The sequence below is a fragment of the Microbacterium deminutum genome (genome assembly GCF_039530205.1).
Taxonomy (GTDB): Bacteria; Actinomycetota; Actinomycetes; order Actinomycetales; family Microbacteriaceae; genus Microbacterium; species Microbacterium deminutum.
The window spans coordinates 1,012,033-1,034,987 of sequence record NZ_BAAAOG010000001.1; the positions used below are offsets into that span (position 1 = coordinate 1,012,033).

Below are 22,955 nucleotides of genomic sequence, written 5' to 3' on the forward strand. Positions count from 1 at the left end.
GACGGCAGCCCGCGGGGGCTCGAGTCAGGCTCGGGCAGCCCCACCGGCATCGCTCCGCTGCTCGCGGGTCGGCGCTCGGACGCGGCGGACGACCCAGCCCGATCCTTCACCTTCAACTCGAAGGTGAGGCGACCTCGCCACTGCTGCGCGCAAGAGCGGGCGCGCCCGACCGACGTGTCGAGCCCCGTCCGTAGACTCGACGCGTGGCATCCGACTCCTTCGTTCACCTGCACGTGCACAGCGAGTACTCGATGCTCGATGGAGCCGCTCGAGTCGCCCCGCTGGTGCAGGAGGCGGTGCGTCAGCAGATGCCCGCGATCGCGGTCACCGACCACGGCAACACATTCGCGGCCTACGAGTTCTACAAGACGGCGAAGGATGCCGGCATCAAGCCGATCATCGGCATCGAGGCGTACGTCACGCCTGGCACGCACCGCTCAGACAAGGCACGCGTGCGATGGGGAGGCCCCGAGCAGTCCGACGACGACGTCTCCGGTGCGGGCGCCTACACCCACATGACTCTGCTCTCCGCGACCACTGAGGGCATGCACAACCTCTTCCGCCTCTCCTCGCGGGCATCGATGGAGGGCTACTACTTCAAGCCGCGCATGGATCGCGAGCTGCTGCAGACCTATTCCAAGGGCCTCATCGCGACCACGGGCTGCCCGTCCGGTGAGGTGCAGACCCGCCTGCGACTCGGCCAGTACGACGCAGCGCGGGCGGCCGCCGCCGAGTTCCAGGATCTTTTCGGCAAAGAGAACTACTTCGCTGAGATCATGGACCACGGGCTCTCGATCGAGCGCCGCATCATGACCGATCTGCTGCAGATCGCGAAGGATCTCGACATCCCCCTCGTCGGAACGAACGATCTGCACTACACGCATCAGCACGATGCCAAGAGCCATGCGGCGCTGCTGTGCGTGCAGTCGGGATCGACGCTCGACGACCCGAAGCGCTTCAGATTCGACGGCGACGGCTACTACGTCAAGACGCCGGCCGAGATGCGCCAGGTCTTCCGCGATCACCCCGAAGCGTGCGACAACACGCTGCTGATCGCCGAGCGCTGCGACGTCGAGTTCAACACGGCCGCCAACTACATGCCGCGCTTCCCGGTTCCGGCGGGCGAGACCGAGGAGTCGTGGTTCGTCAAAGAGGTCGAGCAGGGTCTGCGGATCCGGTATCCGAACGGGATTCCGTCCGAGGTGCGAACGCAGGCCGAGTACGAGACCGGCGTCATCACCCAGATGGGGTTCCCGGGCTACTTCCTGGTGGTCGCCGACTTCATCAACTGGGCCAAGCGCAACGGCATCCGGGTCGGACCGGGGCGCGGCTCGGGCGCGGGCTCGATGGCCGCCTACGCGATGGGGATCACCGACCTCGACCCGCTGCAGCACGGGCTCATCTTCGAGCGATTCCTCAACCCCGACCGCGTGTCGATGCCCGACTTCGACGTCGACTTCGACGACCGCCGCCGCGGTGAGGTGATCCAGTACGTCAGCGAGAAGTACGGCGACGAGCGGGTCGCGCAGATCGTCACCTATGGCACCATCAAGGCGAAGCAGGCGCTGAAGGACGCCGGTCGTGTCCTCGGGTTCCCGTTCAGCATGGGGGAGCGGCTCACCAAGGCCATGCCGCCGGCCGTGATGGGCAAGGACATGCCGCTGGAGGGCATGTTCGACCGCGATCACCCGCGCTATCGCGAGGCATCCGAATTCCGCGCGCTGATCGAGACGGATGCCGAGGCCAAGACGGTCTTCGACACCGCGGTCGGACTCGAGAACCTGAAGCGCCAATGGGGTGTGCACGCCGCCGGCGTCATCATGTCGAGCGAGCCGCTGATCGACATCATCCCGATCATGCGCCGCGAGCAGGACGGCCAGATCGTCACGCAGTTCGACTACCCGGCGTGCGAGGCCCTCGGCCTCATCAAGATGGACTTCCTGGGGCTGCGCAACCTCACGATCATCAACGACGCCCTCGACAACATCGAGGCGAACCGCGGTGAGCCGCTCGTCCTCGAGGAGCTCGCGCTCGACGACGCGCCCGCCTACGACCTGCTCGCCCGCGGCGACACGCTCGGCGTCTTCCAGCTCGACGGGGGGCCGATGCGGTCTCTGCTCCGGCTGATGAAGCCCGACAACTTCGAGGACATCTCTGCCGTCATCGCGCTGTACCGCCCGGGGCCGATGGGTGCGAACTCACACATCAACTACGCGCTGCGCAAGACCGGCCAGCAGGAGATCACACCGATCCACCCCGAGCTCGCCGAGCCGCTCGCCGACATCCTGGACACCAGCTATGGCCTGATCATCTACCAGGAGCAGGTGATGGCCATCGCGCAGCGCGTCGCCGGCTTCACGCTCGGGCAGGCCGACATCATGCGCCGCGCGATGGGCAAGAAGAAGAAGTCCGAGCTCGACAAGCAGTACGAGGGCTTCCAGGCGGGCATGAAGGTCAACGGGTTCTCGGATGCCGCGATCAAGACGCTGTGGGACATCCTCGTGCCGTTCTCGGACTACGCGTTCAACAAGGCGCACTCCGCGGCATACGGCCTCATCGCCTATTGGACGGCGTACCTGAAGGCGCACTACCCGGCGGAGTACATGGCCGCCCTCCTCACGAGCGTCGGCGACGCCAAGGACAAGCTCGCGGTGTACCTCAACGAGTGCCGCCGCATGGGCATCAGGGTGTTGCCGCCGGATGTGCGGGAGTCGATCCGCTACTTCGCGGCGGTCGGCGAAGACATCCGGTTCGGTCTCGGGGCGGTGCGCAACGTCGGCGCGAACGTCGTCGACGCGATCGTCGCCGCCCGTGCTGAGACGTCGTTCGAGTCCTTCCACGACTTCCTGGGCAAAGTGCCGGTGCATGTCGCCAACAAGCGCACGGTCGAGTCGCTCATCAAGGCGGGGGCCTTCGACTCGCTCGGCGCCACGCGCAGGGCCCTCATGGAGATCCACGAGGACGCCACCGAGCAGGCCGTGCTGGACAAGCGCCGCGAGGCGAACGGCGAGGTGGGCTTCGACTTCGATTCGCTCTGGGATGAGCCGCACCAGGTGGCCAAGGTTCCCGACCGGCCGGAGTGGACCAAGAAGGACAAGCTGGCATTCGAACGCGAGATGCTCGGCCTGTACGTGTCCGACCACCCGCTGGCGGGGCTCGAGATCCCTCTCGCGAAGCACGCGTCGACCAGCATCCACGATCTGCTCGCGTCCGAGGATGTCAACGACGGTGACCAGGTCACGGTGGCAGGGCTGGTCACGAGCGTGCAGCACCGGGTGGCCAAGTCGAGCGGCAACCCCTACGGCATGATCACGGTCGAGGACTTCGACGGCGAGGTCACCGTGATGTTCATGGGCAGGACCTACACCGAATTCCAGTCGATGCTGCTGGCCGATTCGATCCTCGTCGTGCGCGGCCGCGTCTCGCGACGCGACGACGGGCTGAATCTGCACGCGCAGTCGGCGTTCTCTCCCGATCTCGGTGCGGTGGATGCCTCGGGTCCGCTCGTGCTGATGATGCCCGAGCACCGCGCTACTGAGCGTGTGGTCCTCGAACTCGCCGACGTGCTTAATCGGCATCCCGGCGACACGGAGGTCACAATCCGCCTCCACAAGGGGTCGTCTGCGAAGGTGTTCGAGGTGCCGATGCCTGTTCAGGTGACGGCGGATCTGTACGGCGAGCTGAAGGGTCTTCTGGGGCCGCAATGCCTCGGATGATCTCATCGGCATCTCACGTGCCGTGAGTAGTATCAGGACGAACTACGCCGCCTGGATGCGGCCGGAAAGGATGATCGTGACCGACGAGCAGCAGGACCAGGACGTCGAGATCGAGGCGACCGAAGCACCCGAGGCCGAGACGCGGGAGGCGCCGCTGTACGGCGTCGGTCCGTTCACGATCCGCGAGCTCGCGCTGGTCGCCGTGTGGGTCGCCGCGTTCGTGGTGTCGTTCTTCTCGATCTTCAGCGATCGACGCTTCGCCTTCCTGCCGGACGGCAGCGCGTCGGTCTGGACGTCGGGCCTGGAATGGGTGCTCACGATCGGCGTCCCGACCATCGCGGTCTTCCTGATCGTCCTCCGGCGTTTCTCGCCCGATGGCATCCGCCGGGTCGGCTCACTCGGAGTCGATCAGTTCGCGTCGGTCGCGTTCTCGGTCTCGGCCGTGGTGTGGCTCGTGTGGCTGTGGTCGAATGTCGGCACGGCGATCTCCACCGGGGTCTGGGTCTACAGCTGGGTCGTCTGGGTCGAGTTCTTCCTGATGCTGGCGGGGGTCGTGCTCACGGTCGCAGCGCCTTTCCTTCCGCCGTTCGAGCAGGACTTCCTGGGGCGCCCGGAGGTGCCGGCGCACCGCAACGCCCGCCCGGTCCGCGCGGTCGAGGCGAGGCCCGCTCCGGAGCCGCGCCCGGTCGACGACTCCGCCGACAGCGCCGCCGCGGCCGCCGTGGTCGAGGCCGGCGAGCCCGAGTACGCGAGCTACGACGCACCCACGGCCATCGACGAGTCCGCCCTCGCGGAGCCGGAGTGGGCGCCGTCGCAGGCGCGTGGCACGTTCGAGCCTATCCCGCATGAGCGGCAGCAGGCGTTCTGGGCGCTCGCGCCCGAGGAGCGCGACGTCGTGGACGAGGCCGGTGTGCCCATCTTCCGGATCGGCCCGACGGCGTGGGCGCTGGTCATCGAGGATCGCGGCGAGGCTTTCGTCGTCCGGCACGAGGACGGACGCATCGGCTACCTGCACGACGTATCGGGCGTCACGCGCGGCTAGTGCGCGCGCCCGCGCTAGCGTAGACGGATGCTTCGGACCATCGATCTGCGCGGACGCACGCTCTCGCTCCCGCAGCTTCTCGCGGCCGTGCCGCGGGCGACGGCAGCCCGGGAAGAGGCCCTCGCGACGGCCGCGCAACTGGTCGCCGACGTCGCCGCCCACGGCGAGTCGGCGCTCCGCGATCAGGCGGACCGCTTCGACGGGGTGACCGGTCACGACATCCGGGTGCCCGGCGCTCATCTCGATGAAGCGCTCGCGAGCGTCGACCCGGCGGTGCGGGAAGCGCTCGAGGCGGCGATCGAGCGCGTGCGTGCGGCATCCGCGGCCCAGGTTCCACCGCCTGTCGTCACCGAACTCGGTCCCGGTGCCCGTGTGCACCAGCGCTGGCAGCCGGTGCGGCGTGTCGGGCTCTACGTCCCTGGGGGCAAGGCGGTGTACCCCTCGAGCGTCGTGATGAACGTCGTGCCGGCGCAGGTCGCGGGCGTGGCGCAGGTCGCACTGGCATCGCCTCCGCAGAAGGCGCACGCCGGGCGCGTGCATCCGGTGATCCTCGCCGCGGCACGCCTCCTCGGAGTGGATGAGGTGTATGCCATGGGCGGGGCCGGCGCCATCGGCGCGTTCGCACACGGGGTGGCCGGCCTCGGCCTCGACCCCGTCGACGTCGTGACAGGTCCCGGGAACAATTTCGTCGCCTCGGCCAAGCGCGCCGTCGCCGGTCTGGTGGGGACGGATGCCGAGGCCGGCGCCACAGAGATCCTCGTCGTCGCCGATTCCGCGGCCGACCCGCGGCTGATCGCCGTCGACCTCATCAGCCAGGCCGAGCACGACGAGCAGGCCTCGGCGGTCCTGGTCACCGACTCCGAGGCGCTCGCCGCCGCCGTCACAGTCGAGATCGGCCCGCGTGCCGCCCGGACCCGCCACGCCGAGCGGGTCGCAGCGGCCCTGTCGGGACCGCAGTCCGCCATCGTACTGGTCGACGATCTCGCCGCGGCCACCGCCTTCAGCAACGCCTACGCGCCCGAGCACCTCGAACTCCACCTCGCCGACCCGCGTCCCGAGGACTTCGTCCACGCCGGCGCCGTCTTCGTCGGACCTGACTCTCCGGTCAGCCTCGGCGACTACCTCGCGGGCAGCAACCACGTGCTGCCGACCGGAGGACAGGCCCGCTACAGCGCGGGGCTCTCGGCGGCGACGTTCCTGCGCCCGCAGCAGGTCATCGAGTACGACCACGCGGCGCTCGCGTCGGTGCGAGACGCCATCGTCGCCCTCGCCGAGGCCGAGCAGCTGCCCGCACACGGCGAGGCCGTCGTGGCCCGCTTCGAGGCCTAGCTCTTCGCGCCCGGGCGTAGTCTGTCTCTGCCATGCACTGCCCGTTCTGTCGCCACCCCGACTCCCGTGTGATCGATTCGCGCACAAGCGACGACGGTCTCAGCATCCGTCGCCGACGTCAGTGCCCCGAGTGCGGGGGGCGCTTCTCGACGATCGAGACCGCGAGCCTCAACGTCATCAAGCGCTCCGGGGTCATCGAGCCGTTCAGTCGCGAGAAGGTGATGTCGGGGGTCCGCAAGGCCTGCCAGGGCCGCCCGGTGACCGAGGGCGATCTGGCTGTGCTGGCTCAGACCGTCGAGGAGGCGGTGCGTCAGACCGGGTCGTCCCAGGTCGACACGAACGAGATCGGCCTGGCCATCCTGGGTCCTCTTCGCGAGCTCGACGAGGTCGCGTACCTGCGCTTCGCGAGCGTCTACCAGGCCTTCGAATCGCTCGAGGACTTCGAGTCGGCCATCTCGCAGCTGCGTATCGATCACCCGCGCCAGTCGGCCCGCGGAGAAGCGGCATCCATCGCCTCCGGCGACTGACCGTGAACGCCCCATCGCGGGCGGCGGCGAGCCGAGCCGGACGACCGGATACCCTGGACGGAATGTATCCGCTCCTGTTCCGGACCGTGCTGTCGCGAATGGATCCCGAGACTGCGCACCATGCGGCGATGGTGGTCATCCGGGCGCTCGGCGTTCCGCCGCTCTCCTGGCTGGCGCGGGCCGTGACTCGTCCCGACCGCACGCTTGCGACCTCGGCGCTCGGGCTGCGGTTCGACTCGCCGTTCGGCGTCGCCGCGGGCTTCGACAAGGACGTGCGAGGTGCGGCGGGACTGTACGCCCTCGGGTTCGGCCACGTCGAGGTGGGAACGCTGACCGCGATCCCACAGCCGGGCAACCCGCGTCCGCGGCTCTTCCGGCTGATCCCCGATCGCGCGGTCGTCAACCGCATGGGGTTCAACAACAGCGGTGCCGAAGCCGCCGCCGCCCGCCTCGCCCGGCTGCGGCGTCGCGCGAAGCGCGCTGTGATCGGCGTCAACATCGGCAAGAGCCGGGTTGTCGATGTTGCGGACGCGACCGCCGACTACGTCCGCAGTGCGACACTGCTGGCACCGCTCGCCGACTACCTCGTGGTGAATGTGTCGTCGCCCAACACGCCGGGGCTGCGCGGTCTGCAGTCCGTGGCGGCGCTGCGCCCGCTGCTGGAGGCGGTTCGGGATGCCGCGGGCACGACCCCGTTGCTCGTGAAGATCGCGCCCGATCTCCCCGACGACGAGGTGACCGCCGTCGCCGATCTCGCCGTGGACCTCGGACTGTCGGGTCTCATCGCGACGAACACGACCGTCTCGCGCGATGGTCTCGCAACCGATCCGGCGGTGGTCGCCGCAGCCGGCGAGGGCGGCCTCTCAGGCGCCCCGCTCAAGGCCCGGTCGCTCGCCGTCCTGCGCCTGGTGCGTGAGGCGGTGCCGGCGGAGTTCTGCGTGATCTCGGTCGGAGGCGTCGAGACCGCAGCCGACGTGCAGGAGCGGGTGGATGCCGGAGCCACCCTCGTCCAGGGCTACACGGCGTTCCTCTACTGCGGCCCGCTGTGGGCCCGACAGCTCAATCGAGGTCTTGCACGCGGGACGAGCTGAATCCCGGTCGCCGATCCGCGTTCGGCGCGTTTCGTCTCGCCTTCGGCTCGCTCAACGACCGGAAGGCTGCACCCCCCGGTCGTTGAGCGAGGGAGCGCAGCGACCGAGACGAAACGCCCGCACCCACGTTCTACACGGGCTTGTGACCGCGCCGCACCTGGGGCTTCGGAAGACGCAGGAACCGCATCTGCACGATGCGCATCGCGCCGTACCAGCCGAGGCCCTTCTCGACCTTCCCGACGCCGAACTTCGTCTTCGCGGCCGCCTTCACGCGGATCGACGTGATCACCATGTCGCCGACGACGAAGAGGATGAAGATCCAGAGGCCGACGAATGAGTAGTACTGGATCGCCGGGAGCGGCACGAACGTGGCGAGGATGACGAGCACCATCGCGGGCATGACGAACTCGGCGAGGTGCCACCCGCCGTCGACGAAGTCGCGCACGAATTTGCGCTGCGGCCCCTGGTCTCGGGCCGGAAGGTACTTGGGATCGCCCGCCGCCATGCCGACGCGGGCTTTCTCGCGCTTGGCGGCGAGGTCGGCTCGAGCCTGGGCCTTCGCCTCCTTCGTATCCGGAACGAGCGGCCGCTTGCGAGCTGCCTCCTGCTCGGCGCGCGAAGGGGTCGCGCGGCCCTTTCCGGACGACATCTCGATCGAGGAGTCGGTCGAAGCGTCCTTGGGTGCCGGAACGGCAGGTGTCTTGGCCACGGTGATCCTCGATGAAGCGGTAGGGGTGCACTTAAGATTACCCGCATGACCTCTGACCTGACCCGACAGGATGCTGTGCGCGAAGCCGCGGCCTCCGGCATCCCCGCTGCACTCGCCGATCTGGGCACTCTCGTGCGCATTCCCTCGATCGCGTTCCCCGGCTTCGATCATGGTGAGGTGCAGCGCAGCGCCGAGGCTGTGGCCGGTCTCGTACGGGGAACCGGGCTGTTCGAGGTCGTCGACATCCGCCGCTCGGCGATTCCCGGCACCTCCGAAGTGGGGATGCCCGCGGTCATCGCCACGCGCGCCGCCCGCAACGGCCGGCCGACCATCCTGCTGTACGCCCACCATGACGTGCAGCCCGTCGGCGACGATGCGCTGTGGGAGTCGCCGCCCTTCGAGCCGACGCTGCGGGACGGCCGGATCTACGGGCGGGGGGCGGCGGACGACAAGGCCGGCGTGATGGCCCACATCGGCGCCCTGCGCGCACTGACCGAGGCCGTCGGTACGGACTTCGACCTGGGTGTCGTGCTGTTCTTCGAGGGCGAGGAGGAGGCGGGATCGCGCTCCTTCGCGCAGTTCCTCAGCGACAACGCCGACGAGCTTCGGGCGGATGTCATCGTCGTCGCAGACTCCGGCAACTGGGACGCGCAGACGCCGGCCCTGACCGTGTCGCTGCGCGGCAACACCCGGTTCACGATGCGCGTGCGCACCCTCGAGCATGCGTCTCACTCGGGCATGTTCGGGGGAGCCGTGCCGGACGCCATGATGGCTGGCGTGAAGCTGCTGGCCACGTTTTGGGACGATGACGGCGCCGTCGCGGTGGACGGACTGACGGAACGGGATGCCGAGACCCCCCCGTACAGCGAAGAGACGCTGCGCGACGAGGCGGGGCTGCCCGCCGGCGTCCGCCCGATCGGAACCGGCACCATCCTCAGCCGGATCTGGAACAAGCCCTCGATCACCGTCACCGGGATCGACGCGCCGAGCGTCGCGAACGCGTCGAACACACTGAGCCCGGAGATCGCGGTGGTGATCAGTGCGCGTCTTGCTCCGGGTCAGGACGCCCGCGGCGCGTACGAGGCGATCGAGGCGCACCTGCGGGCGCACGCCCCGTTCGGCGCGCAGCTCGAGTTCAGCGACCAGGACTTCGGCGACCCCTTCCTCGTCGACACGAGCGGGTGGGCGGTTGCGGCGGCACGGGAGGCCCTGCACGAGGGATACGGCGTCGAGCCGGTGGACATCGGCGTCGGCGGCTCGATCCCTTTCATCGCTGATCTGGTGCGCGACTTCCCCGATGCGCAGATCCTCGTGACCGGTGTGGAAGACCCCCACGGTCGTGCCCACAGCCCGAACGAATCACTCCACGTCGAGACGTTCCGCCACGCTCTCCTCGCCGAGGCGCTGCTCCTCGAGAAGCTCGATCGGCGCGGTCCGGAGGCCTAGACGCGCCACGCTCGGAGCCTGCTCACGGACGGCGAGGGTACAATCGAGGCATCCCGCCGCCGCCGCGGCCCGTCCGGAGGAGTGCCATGACCGACACTGCACTGTCGACCGCCCAGACCACGCGCGAGCACGGTGTCCTTTTGACGGATGCCGCAGCGCTCAAGGTGAAGAGCCTGCTCGGCCAAGAGGGCCGCGATGATCTGCGCCTGCGCGTCGCCGTCCAGCCAGGCGGATGCAGCGGCCTGATCTACCAGCTCTACTTCGACGAGCGGTACCTCGACGGCGACAAGACCGTCGACTTCGACGGCGTCGAAGTCATCGTCGACGACATGAGCGTTCCATACCTCGATGGCGCCACGATCGACTTCAAGGACACGATCTCGGAGCAGGGTTTCACGATCGACAACCCGAACGCCGCCGGCAGCTGCGCGTGCGGCGACAGCTTCCACTGAGCCAGTCGAAGTCCGATCTGCCGAAGGCCTGATCTCAGCGGATTTTCCAGGGCCCGGACCACTCTCGCGAGTGGGCCGGGCCCTTGTTTTCCCGCGGCCAGGACACGGCGGAACCTGGGCGCTTGGCCTGAATCCGCTGGATGGTTGCCCTAGACTGGCGAGAGTCACACGTCCGACCCAGAAAGGTGCATCGTGCCCACGAAACGCCGTTTCCGCTGGGCCCTTCTTCCCGTCGGGATCGCAGCGGCCGTCGTACTGGCCGGCTGCACGCCGACCGAGCTGAACGGGTACCTTCCCGGGTTCGAAGAGGGCGCAGCGCCGACCACGAACCGCACCGAGATGGTTTCCGGGCTCTGGGTGAACTCCTGGATCGTGCTGCTCGTCGTGGGCCTCGTCACGTGGGGTCTGATGGGCTGGGCCGCCGTCGTCTATCGGCGCCGCAAAGGCCAGGTCGGGCTCCCCGTGCAGCTGCGCTACAACATGCCGATCGAGATCTTCTACACGATCGTGCCCCTGATCCTCGTCGTCGGATTCTTCGCCTTCACCGCGCGCGATCAGATGACGCTCGAGACGCAGTACGACAACCCCGATGTGTCCATCACCGCGATCGGCAAGCAATGGGCGTGGGACTTCCAGTACAACGGCGCCACGGCCGACGAGACGGTGTGGACGATGGGCGTGCAGGCCCAGACCGATGCCCAGGGCACTGTGATCAGCAAGCTGCCGACGCTCTACCTGCCGGTAGGCGAGACGGTGAAGATCAAGCTGCAGTCTCGAGACGTGATCCACTCGTTCTGGATCGTGGACTTCCTCTACAAGAAGGACCTCTACATCGGCCGCGACAACTACTGGTCGTTCACGCCGACGCGCGAGGGCACGTACGCCGGCCGGTGCGCGGAGCTGTGCGGCGAATACCACTCGAACATGCTCTTCACGGTGAAGGTCGTGAGCCCGCAGGAGTACCAGGACTACCTCGACTCCCTCCGCGCTGCCGGTCAGACCGGCGACATCAACGCCGCGTACGACCGCCTGCAGAATATGCCCGGCACGGGTACGACCACCAAGACCGAGGAACAAGGAGGCTGATCATGGCTACGACGCTTCCGCTCCAGGAGCAGGGCCGCCCGACCACGCTGCCGCCCCGTCAGGCCGCTCTGCTCAGCGCCACGCGCGTCGAGCAGAAGGGCAACATCATCGTCAAGTGGATCACCTCCACCGACCACAAGACGATCGGCTATCTGTACCTCATCGCGTCCGTCCTGTTCTTCATGCTGGGCGGCGTCATGGCACTGATCATCCGCGCCGAGCTGTTCCAGCCCGGCTTGCAGATCGTGCCGACGAAGGACCAGTACAACCAGCTCTTCACGATGCACGGCACGATCATGCTGCTGATGTTCGCGACGCCGCTGTTCGCGGGTTTCGCGAACGCCATCATGCCCCTGCAGATCGGTGCGCCGGATGTCGCCTTCCCGCGGCTGAACGCCTTCGCGTTCTGGCTGTTCCTGTTCGGATCGACGATTGCGGTGGCGGGCTTCCTCACGCCCCAGGGCGCTGCCGCGTTCGGCTGGACGGCGTATCAGCCACTTGCGAGTTCGACCTCCTCGCCAGGAGTCGGCGGGAACATGTGGATGCTCGGCCTCGCCATGAGCGGCTTCGGGACGATTCTCGGCGCGGTCAACTTCATCACCACGATCATCACGCTTCGGGCGCCCGGCATGACGATGTGGCGGATGCCGATCTTCACCTGGAACACCCTGATCACCAGCATCCTGGTGCTGATGGCATTCCCCGTCCTGGCCGCGGCACTGCTCGCGGCCGCCGCGGACCGCGTGCTCGGCGCGCATGTGTTCGATCCGGCGAACGGCGGTGTGCTGCTGTGGCAGCACCTGTTCTGGTTCTTCGGTCACCCCGAGGTGTACATCATCGCGCTGCCGTTCTTCGGCATCATCTCCGAAGTCATCCCGGTCTTCAGCCGCAAGCCGATCTTCGGCTACAAGACCCTGGTCTACGCCACGATCGCGATCGCGGCGCTGTCGGTCGCGGTGTGGGCGCACCACATGTACGTGACGGGGGCCGTGCTGCTGCCGTTCTTCGCACTCATGACGATGCTCATCGCGGTGCCCACCGGGGTGAAGATCTTCAACTGGATCGGCACGATGTGGCGCGGTTCCGTGACCTTCGAAACGCCCATGGTGTGGGTCCTCGGCTTCCTGGTGACTTTCGTGTTCGGCGGCCTGACGGGAGTGATCCTCGCTTCGCCGCCGCTGGACTTCCACATCTCGGATTCGTACTTCGTGGTCGCGCACTTCCACTACGTCGTGTTCGGCACCGTGGTCTTCGCGATGTTCGCGGGCTTCTACTTCTGGTGGCCCAAGTGGACGGGCAAGATGCTGAACGAGCGGCTGGGGATGGTGCACTTCTGGATGCTGTTCATCGGCTTCCACATGACCTTCCTGATCCAGCACTGGCTGGGCGTACAGGGCATGGCCCGTCGGTACGCCGACTACGCCGAGGCCGACGGGTTCACTTTCGAGAACCAGGTCTCCACGGTCGGCGCGATGCTCCTCGGCGCTTCGATGATCCCGTTCCTGTACAACGTGTGGATCACCGCCCGCAAGGCTCCGAAGGTCACCGTCAACGACCCCTGGGGCTACGCCTCGTCCCTGGAGTGGGCGACATCCTGCCCGCCGCCCCGTCACAACTTCACGTCGATCCCACGCATCCGCAGCGAGCGGCCGGCATTCGATCTGAACCACCCCGAGGCGGGCGTCCCGGTCGGCGTCGGTCCCGCGAAGGACGCTCCTGACGCTCCTGTGGTCGACCTCGCCGAGGGAGAGGTGAAGTAGATGCGGACCAACACCGGTCTGTGGTGGCTGCTGGCCGCATTCTTCGCGCTCATGGCCGTGACGTACACGATCTGGAGCATCATCGCTCACCCCGACGTGCCGTGGTTCCATGGCGTCGAGTGGGTCGGCAGCGTGGCGCTGCTCTTCACCGCGATGATGGGGAGCCTGATCGCGTTCTACCTGGGCCGGGTGCACCGTGCCCAGGGCGGCAATCTGCCCGAGGACGTGCTGACGGCCGACATCGACGACGGGGACCCCGAGCTTGGCGAGTTCAGCCCGTGGTCGTGGTGGCCCATCACGCTGGCGTTCTCGGCTGCACTCGGAATGATGGGCTTCGCGATCGGCAACTGGCTGCTCCCGATCGGCGTCGGCGTGTTCCTCGTCGCGATCGTCGGCTGGGTGTTCGAGTACTACCGCGGACACTTCGCGCGCTGATTCGTGCTCGTCCGGCTGAGAGCCGCTGCGGCCTCCGACATCGGGCCTCACCGGAGCGTCAACCAGGATGCCGCCTTCACGGCGCCTTGGGGGGTCGCGGTGGCGGACGGCGTGGGCGGCGGACCGGCTGGTGATCTCGCGTCGGCCGCATTCATCCATCGCCTGGCCGCGGGCAGCGTCGGACCATTCGATGCCGATCAGCTCGCGGTGAGCGTCCGTACCGCGAACTGGGACCTTCGTGCGCACGTCGAGCGGGATCCCGCTCTGCACGGCATGGCGACGACCTTCACCGGCCTTGTCGCGTCGCGGAGCGGCACGCTGCTGGTCGCGCACACCGGCGACTCACGCGCCTACCGTCTGCGCGATGGCGTGCTCACCCAGCTGACGCGAGACGACTCATACGTGCAGGCACTCGTCGACCGCGGCCTGGTCGCGGCGGCGGATGCGGCATCCCATCCCCATCGCAACCTGATCACCTCTTCGCTCAGCGGCGGTGAAGCGGACGTAGCCGCGGTCATCGAGTACGACGCCGTCGTCGGCGACCGCTGGCTGCTGTGCAGCGACGGACTGACCGACTACGTGCCGGATGCCGAGATCGCAGCCACGCTCACCGTCCATGAGAACGCGGATTCGGCAGCTCGCGCGTGCGTGTCGCTCGCCATCGAGGCCGGCACCCACGACAATGTGACGGCCGTGATCTGCGACATCTCGGTCGACGGAGTCGCGGGCGGCGGCGTGCTGTCGAACGACGGTGGACCAGGGCCGGTGTTCTACGGCGCTGCGGCCGTGCGGTTCAGCGAGGGGCTCGAGCCCGCCTGATCGACCGGCGACCGCTCAGTGGGCGACGGCTCAGCCGGCGACCGGCTGCCGGACGACCATCACGAGGGGGTCGAACGCGCGGGGGAGCCGGCCTTCGTCGTTCTCGATGGGCTGCCCCTCGCGGATCCAGTACTCGTAGCCGCCGATCATCTCACGGACACGAAAACCGAGTTTCGCGAACTCGAGAGCACCCTTGGTGCCGGCATTGCACCCCGGACTCCAGCAGTAGACGACGACGGGGACCGCCGGGTCCAGTTCGCGCCGCGCACGTTCGGCGATCTGGCGGTACGGCATGTGGATGGCGCCGCTGATCCGGCCCTGCTTCCATGCCTCCTCGCCGCGGACATCGACCAGCACGAACGTCTCGCCGGCGCGCTGCGCGTCGTACACATCGGAGGCATCGGTCTCGAGCGCGAGCTTGGCGGAGAAGTAGGCGAGAGCATCTGTCATGCATTTCACGCTATGGCACCTGGGCGCTGATCACGGCGTTCTCGGCGGCCAGACGCAGCCGCATTCCTGCCGTTCCCGCTGCCACAGCCGAAAGGATGGATCCGCGCGCCGGGACGGCGGCGGGGATCCACCCTTTCGACAGTCCGACTACTGGCCGGGTTCCTTTTCGCGGTTGCGCGTCATCGTTCCGTCGTCAGGGACGATGACGTTCGACGGGCGAACCGGGACCTCGGAGTTGTGACCGTCGTCGATCGGCACGTGCGGGGCGTCGGGGACGCCGGCGCGCTCGTGGGCGGCCTGGATCTCGGCGTCCTCCTCTTCGGCGATGTGGTCCAGCTCGTGGTGCTGATGCGCACTGGCCGCATCGAGCTCGGCCTGGGTCACCGTGGTGAGCCGGTCCTCGAAGAACCAGCGCGAGAAGGACGCGCGGAGGTTCTGATGCCACGGGATGCGTCCCTTGGCGTTCGGACGCACGACGAGCGGCTCGTAGTGTTCGATGTCCACCAGCTTGTACCGGTCGTAGTCGTCGACGGGCTGATGCACCTCGATGTACTCACCGCCCGGCAGGCGGACGATGCGGCCGGACTCGTAGCCGTGGAGTGCGATCTCGCGGTCCTTCTTCTGAAGCGCGAGGCACATCCGCTTGGCGACGAAGTAGGCGAGGATCGGGCCGACGAACAGCAGCACCTGAAGGGTGTGGATGACGCCCTCCATCGTGACCCAGAAGTGAGTCGCGATGATGTCGGATCCGGCAGCGGCCCACAGCACCGCATAGAACGTGACGCCGGCGGCACCGATCGCGGTGCGCGTCGCCGCATTGCGCGGGCGCTGTGCGTAGTGGTGCTCGCGCTTGTCGCCGGTGACCCACGCCTCGATGAAGGGGTAGATGAGGACGAGCACGATGAATATCCCGATAGCAGTAAGCGGGATGAGGATGTTGAACGACCAGGTGTGCCCGAGGAAGTACGCCTCCAGATGCGGCGGGACGAGCCTCAGGGCCCCGTCGGCGAAGCCGATGTACCAGTCCGGCTGGGTTCCGGCCGAGACCGGCGAGGGGTCGTACGGACCGTAGTTCCAGATCGGGTTGATCGTGAACAGCGCTGCGATCAGGACGATCACGCCGAACGTCAGGAAGAGGAACCCGCCCATCTTCGACATGTAGATGGGCATCATCGGGTAACCCACGACGTTGCTGTTCGAGCGCCCGGGCGCGGCGAACTGCGTGTGCTTGTTGATGACCATCAGCATGAGGTGCACGACGAGCAGGCCCACCAGGATCGCGGGCAGCAGCAGGATGTGCAGCGTGTACAGACGGCCCACGATCTGGTCACCCGGGAACTCGCCGCCGAAGATCAGGAACGAGGTCCACGTGCCGATCAGAGGGATGCCCTTGACCATGCCGTCGATGATGCGCAGGCCGTTGCCCGACAGCAGGTCGTCGGGGAGCGAGTATCCGGTGAAGCCTTCGGCCATCGCGAGGATGAACAGGATGAAGCCGATCACCCAGTTGAGTTCGCGCGGCTTGCGGAACGCCCCGGTGAAGAAGATCCGGAGCATGTGCACGCCGATGCCGGCAACGAAGACGAGAGCCGCCCAGTGGTGGATCTGGCGCACCAGCAGGCCGCCGCGGACGTCGAACGACAGGTGCAGCGTCGAGTCGAGCGCGGCCGACATCTCGACCCCACGCATCGGCAGGTAGGCGCCCGTGTAGTGGGTGGGCACCATCGACGCCTGGAAGAAGAAGGTGAGGAAGGTGCCCGACAGCAGCACGACGACGAAGCTCCACAGCGCGATCTCGCCGAGCATGAACGACCAGTGGTCGGGGAAGATCTTGCGACCGAGCTCTTTGACGAAGCCCGAGAGGCTCGTGCGCTCGTCGATGTAGTTCGCGGTCGCGAAGATGAACTTGCCGCCGAGGGGCTTGTCGCGGTGCCCGTTGGGGGAGACCACCAGGTCTTCGTGCACCGCCGGCTCGAGCCTCTCGTGCTCAGAGGGGTGAGTTTCAGTACTCAATGGCGCTCCCAGAAGCTCGGACCGACAGGCTCGGTGAAGTCGCTCCGCGCGATGAGATAGCCCTCGGAGTCGACCGTGATGGGCAGCTGCGGGAGCGGGCGGGCGGCCGGGCCGAAGATGACCGCCGCGCCGTTCGTCACGTCGAACTGCGACTGGTGGCACGGGCACAGCAGGTGGTGCGTCTGCTGCTCGTACAGGGCGACCGGGCATCCGACGTGCGTGCACACCTTGGAGTAGGCGACGATGCCGTCGTATGACCAGTCCCGGCGATCGGGCGCCTCATGCAGCTGCTCCGGGAGCAGTCGCATGAGCAGGACGATCGCCTTGGCTTTCTCTTCGAGGTATCCCTGAGTGTGGTCGAGCTTCGCGAGGTCTTCGGGGATCACATGCACCGCCGAGCCCAGAGTCACGTCGGCGGCGCGGATCGGCGTGCCCTCAGGGTCGTGCGCGAGTCGTGTGCCCTTCTTCCACATCGTGCGGCTGAGCAGGGCGACGGGGTCACCGGCTTCCGGCTCGAGAGCCGTGTTGAACGGTGCCAGACCGCGGAAGAGCACGATGCCGGGTGCGAGCGAGGCGACCACGGCCGCGATCATCGAGTTGCGGACCATGGCCCGACGGCCGAAGCCCGACTCCTCGTTGGCGTCCTCGAAAGCCTTGTATGCGGCGGCTCGGGTCGTGTCGCGCCCGCGGGTCGCGTGTCGAGGCTCGGCGTACTCCCTGTCGGACATGATCGCCTTCGACCAGTGGATCGCTGCGATGCCGATGGCCAGGAGGGCGAGCGCGATGCCGAGACCGACGAAGAGGTTGTTGTCGCGGATCTCTACGAGCGAGCCGCGCTCGATCGGGAACAGGAAGTACGCGGCGATCGCCCAGATGCTCGCTGCGACCGAGAGGTAGAAGAGCGTGTAGACAGTGCGGACCGCTCGCTTCATCGCGGCGGGGTCCTTGTCGGTGATCCGCGCGCGGTGCGGCGGCAGTTCGGGATCGCGCACCGGGTCGGGGACCGCGACGGCGAGCCCGGGGGAAGGCTTCCAGGAAGCCCTCTCGTGCTCTAGCGGGTCGTCCTCGAGTGTCATGCTGCTCCTCGTTCGTACTTGCGTGTCGTATCGATCAGTTCGACTTCGCCGTGATCCACACGGTGATGGCGATCAGCGCGCCGATGCCGAATACCCAGATGAAGAGGCCCTCGGAGACGGGGCCGAGCGAACCGAGCGAGAACCCGCCCGGCGACTCGTTCTCCTGGAGGAACAGGAGTGCCGAGATGATGTCGCGCTTGTCCTGCGTGGTGAGGTTCATGTCGTTGAAGACCGGCATGTTCTGCGGGCCGGTCACCATCGCGGCGTACATGTGCAGGGCGCTCGTGGTGTGCAGGGCCGGCGCGTACTTACCCTCGGTGAGGGCGCCGCCGGCCGCCGCGACGTTGTGGCACATCGCGCAGTTGATGCGGAAGAGCTCGGCGCCCCGGGCGACGTCGCCCTGCCCGTCGATGACCTCACTGTCGGGGTAGGTGGGGCCGGGTGCCAGGGTCTGCACGTAGGCGGCCATCGCCCGGATCTGGTCCTCGGTGAACTGGACGGGCTTCTGAGGCGCCTGCGGGCCCTGCATCGCCAGCGGCATGCGTCCGGTCGAGACCTGGAACTCCACGGCGAGCTCGCCGACGCCGTAGAGCGAGGGGCCGTCCGCGGTGCCCTGCAGGTCGAGCCCGTGGCAGGTGGAGCAGTTCGCCTGGAAGAGCTTCTTGCCGTCTTCCGTCGTGAGAGCGGACGGCGCCTGCGTGCCGGTCGTCGAGGCCATAGCGGCGGATGCGCCGGCGTAGACGCCGCCGGAGATCAGCAGGCCGATGCCGATGAGTGCGGCTGCGGCCCAGGGACTGCGACGACCGTTCGAGCGGCGCGGGGACGTGCGTGCCATGTGGGGGATCAGCTCCGCTCTATTTCAGGAAGTAGATGACGAGGAAGAGGCCGATCCAGACCACGTCCACGAAGTGCCAGTAGTACGAGACGACGATCGACGACGTCATCTCCTTGCGACCGAAGTTCTTGACGGCGAAAGCGCGGCCGATGACGAGGGTGAAGGCGATGAGCCCGCCGGTCACGTGCAGAGCGTGGAAGCCCGTCGTGAGGTAGAAGGCGGATGCGTACGAGTCGGCACTGATCGGCATCCCCTCGGTGACGAGCTGCGCGTACTCCCACACCTGCCCCGACACGAAGATCGCGCCCAGCGCGAAGGTGAGCCAGAACCACTCGACCATGCCCCAGCCGAGCCAGCCGCGCTTCTTCGTCGAGTACGGCTGGAAGCGCTCGGCGGCGAACACGCCCATCTGGCAGGTGACGGACGACAGCACGAGCACGATCGTGTTGACGGTCGCGTACCCGACGTTGAGCTGGGCGGTGCGCTGCGCCCACAGCTCGGGAGAGGTGCTGCGAAGGGTGAAGTAGATCGCGAACAGGCCCGCGAAGAACATCACCTCGCTGCCGAGCCACACGATGGTGCCGACAGCGACCGGATCCGGTCGCTTGACGGACCGCATGGCCTGGGAGTAGGTCGCTGTGGAGGTCGTCACGTCCCCATTATGGCTGACTTCGGTCCGCGATTTTCGCATCGCGAGGCAACGATTTGGCTCCGACGAAACTTAGGACTGCCTAAGAGGATCCCGGGAGTGTACCGAGAAGCCGCGCCCCGACGGGTGCTCCGCCGCCGTGTCACAGACCCGGTCGGGCCGGGACGCGCGGCTAGGCTTCTGCGTTATGGCGGAGCTGTACACCTGGCCGGAGATCCTGACGACGCTGCTGGACCGGCGCGACCTGAGTGTGTCGGAGTCGACGTGGGCGATGCGGCAGGTGATGGAGGGCTCCGCGACGCCGTCGCAGCTCGCCGGATTCCTGGTCGCCCTCCGCGCCAAGGGGGAGACCGTGGACGAGATCGTCGGCTTCCGCGACGCGATCCTCGAGGCTGCGCTGCCGCTGCCCGTGGACCCCGCGGTGCTCGACATCGTCGGCACCGGAGGTGACCGCTTCGGCACCGTGAACGTCTCGAGCATGGCGGCCGTGGTGGCCGCGGCATCCGGTGTTCCCGTCGTCAAGCACGGCAACAAGGCTGCGAGCTCGTCCTCGGGGTCGTCGGACGTGCTGAGCGCACTCGGCATCGACCTCACGCTGTCGCCCGAGGCGGTCGCGGAGACGCTCTCGCGCGCCGGGATCACCTTCGCGTTCGCGTCGGCCTTCCATCCCGGGTTCCGCCACGCCGGACCCACCCGTGCCGAGCTCGGCGTGCCGACGGTCTTCAACTTCCTCGGGCCGCTGTGCAACCCCGCGCGGGCCGAGGCGAATGCGGTGGGCGTCGCGCACCTGGACCGGGTGCCGCTCATCACCGGGGTGTTCCGCACGCGCGGCGCGACCGCGCTCGTGTTCCGCGGCGACGACGGGCTGGACGAGCTCACGACCACCGGCCACAGCCGGGTGTGGGAGGTCAGCCGCGGAGACACCCACGAGCATGATCTCGACCCGCGGGATCTCGGCATCCCGCTCGCGCAGATCGGCGATCTGCTGGGCGGCGACCCCGCGCACAACGCCGCGGTCTTCCGCCGGGTCCTGGACGGCGGGCCGGGGCCGGTGCGCGACATCGTGGTGCTGAATGCGGCGGCGGGCATCGTCGCGTACCGGCTCTTCCGGGATGCCGGTGAGGTGCAGCGCCCGATCCTCGAGCGTCTCGCCGAGGCGAACGAGACCGCCGCGGCGGCGATCGACAGCGGCGCCGCCCGGACCAAGCTCGACCGCTGGATCGAGGTCTCGCAGGAGCTCGCCGCCTGAGTTCGGCGACGGGCCCGATCCGGGGTCGCGGTGCGCCTCTTCCGTCGGGCGCGCGTGCCCCGCTAGCGTGTTGACACGGAGGCTCTCCACCCCGCCAGGAGGACGAAATGACCGACGAGATCACCACCGAACCGTCACCCGCGTCCGTCGAGGCGCCCACGCGAAAGCTCGGCTTCGTCAAGTTCGTGGGGGTCGTCGGGATCATCGGCGGGATCCTGCTCATCGTCGTGGGCATCGTCGCGTGGATCGGCGTCACCACCCAGCTCACCGCCGAGAACATCACGATCCCGGACGATGCGGCGGCGATGCAGGGGCAGCAGGTGACGGGCCCCATCACCGCATACATCCAGGCGGACATCATCAACACCCACGCTCTCGCGGCGTCCGGGGGCAAGACGTACGCCGAGCTCGCACAGGACGACCCCGTCCGGGCGACCGTGATGCAGGCCTCGTTCCTGCGTGCGTCGCTGTTCACCTCGATCGTCGCGTTCGGCGTCGCGCTGTTCGCCGCCGGCATGGGAGTGCTCGCCATCCTCTTCGGCTGGGCGTTCCTGAGACTCGCAGGGGCGCCCGTCGTGGTGAAGCAGGCACGGATGGCGGCGAGCTGACGCGCCTCACTGCGCCCGCCGAGCGCGAATGAACCCGCACCAAGCGCTCACCGAGATCGCGACGCTCCTCGAGCGTGAGCGGTCTTCCCGCTACAAGTCGAAGGCGTTCCGGGCGGCGGCGGACGCGATCGAAGCGCTGAGCGACGAACAGCTTCGGGATGCCGCATCCCTGCGTCGGCGCAAGGGCATCGGGGACTCGACGTTCGCCGTCATCCAGGAGGCGCTCGCCGGAAGGGTGCCCGGCTACCTGTCGGATCTGCGCGAGCGCGCCGGCATACATAAGCAGTCCGTGCTGCGCGGGCTTCTCCGCGGCGACCTCCATTCGCACAGCGACTGGTCGGACGGCCTCACGTCCATCGACCTCATGGTCGACGCGGCGCGCGCCCTGGGCCACGAGTACCTCGCGCTGACCGACCACTCCCCGCGGCTGCGGGTCGCCAACGGACTCTCGCCCGAGCGGCTCCGCGAGCAGCTCGGCCTCGTCGCGGGCATCAGCGGCGACGGCTTCACGCTGCTGTCGGGCATCGAGGTCGACATCCTCGACGACGGGGAGCTCGACCAGGAGCCCGGACTGCTGGGCGAGCTCGACATCGTGGTCGCCTCCGCGCACTCCAAGCTGCGAATGGAACGCGGGCCGATGACCCGCCGGCTCGCCACCGCCGCCTCGAATCCCCAGGTCGACGTGCTCGGCCACGTCACCGGCCGGCTCGTCGAGGGTTCGCGCGGGACGCGGCCGCCTTCCGCCTTCGACGCCCGGGTCGTGTTCGAGGCGTGCGCGGCCCACGGGGTCGCGGTCGAGATCAACTCGCGCCCCGAGCGACAGGACCCGCCCGACGAGCTGCTCGCCCTCGCACTCGAACTCGGATGCCTCTTCTCGATCGACTCCGACGCGCACGCTCCCGGCCAGCTCTCGCTCATCGATCACGGAGCGCAGCGCGCGGAGCGGGCAGGAGTTCCCCCGGATCGCATCGTGACGACCTGGCCGCTCGCGCGCCTGCGGGAATGGACCGCCCGGGATCGCTGACACCGGCCGGGGGTCCGGCGATACGGTGTGATCGTGACCTACACCCATACCGGCCTGCTCGAGCGCAACGACGACGAATTCGCGTCGCTGCTCGACCTCATCGGCTCGATCCCCGCCGAGCGCCTCGACGAGGAGTTCGCCGGAAGCTCTCGGGACCGGAACGTGCGCGACGTCGTCGCGCACGTTCACGCCTGGCACATCCTCCTCGAGCGCTGGTACTCGGACGGGATGACGGGCGGTTCGCCCGCCATCCCCGCCGAGGGCTACGCGTGGCGGCAGCTCGCACAGCTGAACGAAGACCTGCGTCTGCAGTGGCAGGACACCAGCCTCGCCGAGCTGATGCCGCTGCTGCGGGCGTCGCACGAATCGCTGCAGGCGATGGTGGCGCTGCACGACGACCGCGAGCTCGACGACCCCGAGGCGTTCGCATGGACTCGGGGATCGGCGCTCGGCGAGTACGCCCTCGAGTGCGGCGCCAGCCATTACGCGTGGGCGCGCGAGACGATCGCGGCCGGGATGGGCCTCGACACCTGGTCATAGACGCGGGCGTGGGACGGCTGCCCTCGCAATCCCTGCAAGGCTTGCGGGATGCCGGCTCTCGTGCCGGGCGGCGGCTACGCCGGGGCCGCCCTCGGTGCC

The 22,955-nt window shown here is 68.1% G+C and carries 21 protein-coding genes; 15 read left to right on the plus strand and 6 right to left on the minus strand.

Annotated features, from left to right (window positions below; genetic code table 11):
- Positions 1–251: 251 nt before the first annotated feature.
- The 5 genes from dnaE to ABD212_RS04560 all read left to right on the plus strand — a co-directional run bounded on the left by dnaE (position 252) and on the right by ABD212_RS04560 (position 7,705).
- A complete protein-coding gene (dnaE, locus tag ABD212_RS04540) occupies positions 252–3,716 on the plus strand; it encodes a DNA polymerase III subunit alpha (RefSeq protein WP_425561239.1) in 3,465 nt (1,154 codons plus the stop codon).
- A gap of 70 nt (positions 3,717–3,786) precedes the next feature.
- Positions 3,787–4,758: a hypothetical protein gene (locus tag ABD212_RS04545; protein WP_344092443.1), complete on the plus strand. Its 972-nt coding sequence runs from the start codon at positions 3,787–3,789 to the stop codon at positions 4,756–4,758.
- A gap of 27 nt (positions 4,759–4,785) precedes the next feature.
- Entirely contained in the window at positions 4,786–6,087 is a 1,302-nt protein-coding gene (hisD, locus tag ABD212_RS04550) for a histidinol dehydrogenase (protein WP_344091634.1), read from the plus strand.
- A gap of 32 nt (positions 6,088–6,119) precedes the next feature.
- On the plus strand, positions 6,120–6,614 hold the full coding sequence (nrdR, locus tag ABD212_RS04555; RefSeq protein WP_344091636.1) for a transcriptional regulator NrdR: 495 nt from the start codon (positions 6,120–6,122) through the stop codon (positions 6,612–6,614).
- Positions 6,615–6,676: 62 nt separating this feature from the next.
- A complete protein-coding gene (locus ABD212_RS04560; RefSeq protein WP_344091639.1) occupies positions 6,677–7,705 on the plus strand; it encodes a quinone-dependent dihydroorotate dehydrogenase in 1,029 nt (342 codons plus the stop codon).
- A 130-nt stretch (positions 7,706–7,835) separates the two neighbouring features.
- Here ABD212_RS04560 and ABD212_RS04565 read toward each other — a convergent pair whose 3' ends face one another.
- Positions 7,836–8,414, minus strand: coding sequence for a DUF3043 domain-containing protein (locus ABD212_RS04565; protein WP_344091641.1), 579 nt, complete (start codon positions 8,412–8,414; stop codon positions 7,836–7,838).
- Between the two features lie 45 nt (positions 8,415–8,459).
- Between ABD212_RS04565 and ABD212_RS04570 the strand changes: the two genes are divergently transcribed.
- From ABD212_RS04570 to ABD212_RS04595, 6 genes are all read left to right on the plus strand, one after another.
- Positions 8,460–9,860: a dipeptidase gene (locus ABD212_RS04570; RefSeq protein WP_344091643.1), complete on the plus strand. Its 1,401-nt coding sequence runs from the start codon at positions 8,460–8,462 to the stop codon at positions 9,858–9,860.
- A gap of 86 nt (positions 9,861–9,946) precedes the next feature.
- Positions 9,947–10,312, plus strand: a complete 366-nt coding sequence (locus ABD212_RS04575) for a HesB/IscA family protein (RefSeq protein WP_344091645.1) — start codon at positions 9,947–9,949, stop codon at positions 10,310–10,312.
- A gap of 192 nt (positions 10,313–10,504) precedes the next feature.
- Positions 10,505–11,398: an aa3-type cytochrome oxidase subunit II gene (gene ctaC / locus ABD212_RS04580; RefSeq protein ID WP_344091647.1), complete on the plus strand. Its 894-nt coding sequence runs from the start codon at positions 10,505–10,507 to the stop codon at positions 11,396–11,398.
- A 2-nt stretch (positions 11,399–11,400) separates the two neighbouring features.
- Complete coding sequence (ctaD, locus tag ABD212_RS04585) at positions 11,401–13,158, plus strand: aa3-type cytochrome oxidase subunit I (protein ID WP_344091649.1); 1,758 nt, start codon at positions 11,401–11,403, stop codon at positions 13,156–13,158.
- Positions 13,159–13,593 (plus strand): cytochrome c oxidase subunit 4, encoded by a 435-nt coding sequence (locus ABD212_RS04590; RefSeq protein ID WP_344091651.1) that lies wholly within the window; start codon positions 13,159–13,161, stop codon positions 13,591–13,593. It abuts the gene before it with no gap.
- Positions 13,594–13,596: 3 nt separating this feature from the next.
- Complete coding sequence (locus ABD212_RS04595) at positions 13,597–14,412, plus strand: PP2C family protein-serine/threonine phosphatase (protein ID WP_344091653.1); 816 nt, start codon at positions 13,597–13,599, stop codon at positions 14,410–14,412.
- Between the two features lie 30 nt (positions 14,413–14,442).
- On the opposite strand, the gene ABD212_RS04600 is transcribed toward ABD212_RS04595, so the two are convergent.
- The 5 genes from ABD212_RS04600 to ctaE form a co-directional block, all read right to left on the minus strand.
- The gene (locus ABD212_RS04600; protein WP_344091655.1) at positions 14,443–14,862 is read right to left on the minus strand and encodes a rhodanese-like domain-containing protein; all 420 of its coding nucleotides are present in this window, start codon (positions 14,860–14,862) and stop codon (positions 14,443–14,445) included.
- A gap of 147 nt (positions 14,863–15,009) precedes the next feature.
- Positions 15,010–16,815 (minus strand): cytochrome bc1 complex cytochrome b subunit, encoded by a 1,806-nt coding sequence (gene qcrB, locus ABD212_RS04605; RefSeq protein WP_425561240.1) that lies wholly within the window; start codon positions 16,813–16,815, stop codon positions 15,010–15,012.
- A gap of 56 nt (positions 16,816–16,871) precedes the next feature.
- A complete protein-coding gene (gene qcrA, locus ABD212_RS04610) occupies positions 16,872–17,951 on the minus strand; it encodes a cytochrome bc1 complex Rieske iron-sulfur subunit (RefSeq protein WP_344091658.1) in 1,080 nt (359 codons plus the stop codon).
- A gap of 34 nt (positions 17,952–17,985) precedes the next feature.
- Positions 17,986–18,786: a cytochrome bc1 complex diheme cytochrome c subunit gene (gene qcrC, locus ABD212_RS04615; protein ID WP_344091661.1), complete on the minus strand. Its 801-nt coding sequence runs from the start codon at positions 18,784–18,786 to the stop codon at positions 17,986–17,988.
- 19 nt (positions 18,787–18,805) lie between these two features.
- Positions 18,806–19,405 (minus strand): aa3-type cytochrome oxidase subunit III, encoded by a 600-nt coding sequence (ctaE, locus tag ABD212_RS04620; protein WP_344092448.1) that lies wholly within the window; start codon positions 19,403–19,405, stop codon positions 18,806–18,808.
- A 217-nt stretch (positions 19,406–19,622) separates the two neighbouring features.
- Here ctaE and trpD point away from each other — a divergent pair, with 217 nt between their 5' ends.
- The 4 genes from trpD to ABD212_RS04640 all read left to right on the plus strand — a co-directional run bounded on the left by trpD (position 19,623) and on the right by ABD212_RS04640 (position 22,856).
- On the plus strand, positions 19,623–20,684 hold the full coding sequence (gene trpD, locus ABD212_RS04625; protein ID WP_344091663.1) for an anthranilate phosphoribosyltransferase: 1,062 nt from the start codon (positions 19,623–19,625) through the stop codon (positions 20,682–20,684).
- A 107-nt stretch (positions 20,685–20,791) separates the two neighbouring features.
- Entirely contained in the window at positions 20,792–21,292 is a 501-nt protein-coding gene (locus ABD212_RS04630) for an aromatic ring-opening dioxygenase LigA (RefSeq protein ID WP_344091665.1), read from the plus strand.
- Positions 21,293–21,320: 28 nt separating this feature from the next.
- Positions 21,321–22,316: a PHP domain-containing protein gene (locus tag ABD212_RS04635; protein WP_344091667.1), complete on the plus strand. Its 996-nt coding sequence runs from the start codon at positions 21,321–21,323 to the stop codon at positions 22,314–22,316.
- 33 nt (positions 22,317–22,349) lie between these two features.
- On the plus strand, positions 22,350–22,856 hold the full coding sequence (locus ABD212_RS04640) for a ClbS/DfsB family four-helix bundle protein (RefSeq protein WP_344091669.1): 507 nt from the start codon (positions 22,350–22,352) through the stop codon (positions 22,854–22,856).
- Positions 22,857–22,955: the final 99 nt, after the last annotated feature.

What these genes read in the sequence shown, in the direction of transcription:
- ctaD (WP_344091649.1), top strand. Translation starts at nt 11,401, where the DNA reads ATGGCTACGACGCTTCCGCTCCAGGAGCAGGGCCGCCCGACCACGCTG.
- ABD212_RS04630 (WP_344091665.1), top strand. Translation starts at nt 20,792, where the DNA reads ATGACCGACGAGATCACCACCGAACCGTCACCCGCGTCCGTCGAGGCG.
- nrdR (WP_344091636.1), top strand. Translation starts at nt 6,120, where the DNA reads ATGCACTGCCCGTTCTGTCGCCACCCCGACTCCCGTGTGATCGATTCG.
- ABD212_RS04590 (WP_344091651.1), top strand. Translation starts at nt 13,159, where the DNA reads ATGCGGACCAACACCGGTCTGTGGTGGCTGCTGGCCGCATTCTTCGCG.
- ABD212_RS04575 (WP_344091645.1), top strand. Translation starts at nt 9,947, where the DNA reads ATGACCGACACTGCACTGTCGACCGCCCAGACCACGCGCGAGCACGGT.
- ctaE (WP_344092448.1), bottom strand. Translation starts at nt 19,405, where the DNA reads ATGCGGTCCGTCAAGCGACCGGATCCGGTCGCTGTCGGCACCATCGTG.
- trpD (WP_344091663.1), top strand. Translation starts at nt 19,623, where the DNA reads ATGGCGGAGCTGTACACCTGGCCGGAGATCCTGACGACGCTGCTGGAC.
- ABD212_RS04600 (WP_344091655.1), bottom strand. Translation starts at nt 14,862, where the DNA reads ATGACAGATGCTCTCGCCTACTTCTCCGCCAAGCTCGCGCTCGAGACC.
- qcrA (WP_344091658.1), bottom strand. Translation starts at nt 17,951, where the DNA reads ATGACACTCGAGGACGACCCGCTAGAGCACGAGAGGGCTTCCTGGAAG.
- ABD212_RS04545 (WP_344092443.1), top strand. Translation starts at nt 3,787, where the DNA reads ATGATCGTGACCGACGAGCAGCAGGACCAGGACGTCGAGATCGAGGCG.
- ABD212_RS04560 (WP_344091639.1), top strand. Translation starts at nt 6,677, where the DNA reads ATGTATCCGCTCCTGTTCCGGACCGTGCTGTCGCGAATGGATCCCGAG.
- ABD212_RS04635 (WP_344091667.1), top strand. Translation starts at nt 21,321, where the DNA reads ATGAACCCGCACCAAGCGCTCACCGAGATCGCGACGCTCCTCGAGCGT.
- dnaE (WP_425561239.1), top strand. Translation starts at nt 252, where the DNA reads ATGCTCGATGGAGCCGCTCGAGTCGCCCCGCTGGTGCAGGAGGCGGTG.
- hisD (WP_344091634.1), top strand. Translation starts at nt 4,786, where the DNA reads ATGCTTCGGACCATCGATCTGCGCGGACGCACGCTCTCGCTCCCGCAG.
- ABD212_RS04570 (WP_344091643.1), top strand. Translation starts at nt 8,460, where the DNA reads ATGACCTCTGACCTGACCCGACAGGATGCTGTGCGCGAAGCCGCGGCC.
- qcrC (WP_344091661.1), bottom strand. Translation starts at nt 18,786, where the DNA reads ATGGCACGCACGTCCCCGCGCCGCTCGAACGGTCGTCGCAGTCCCTGG.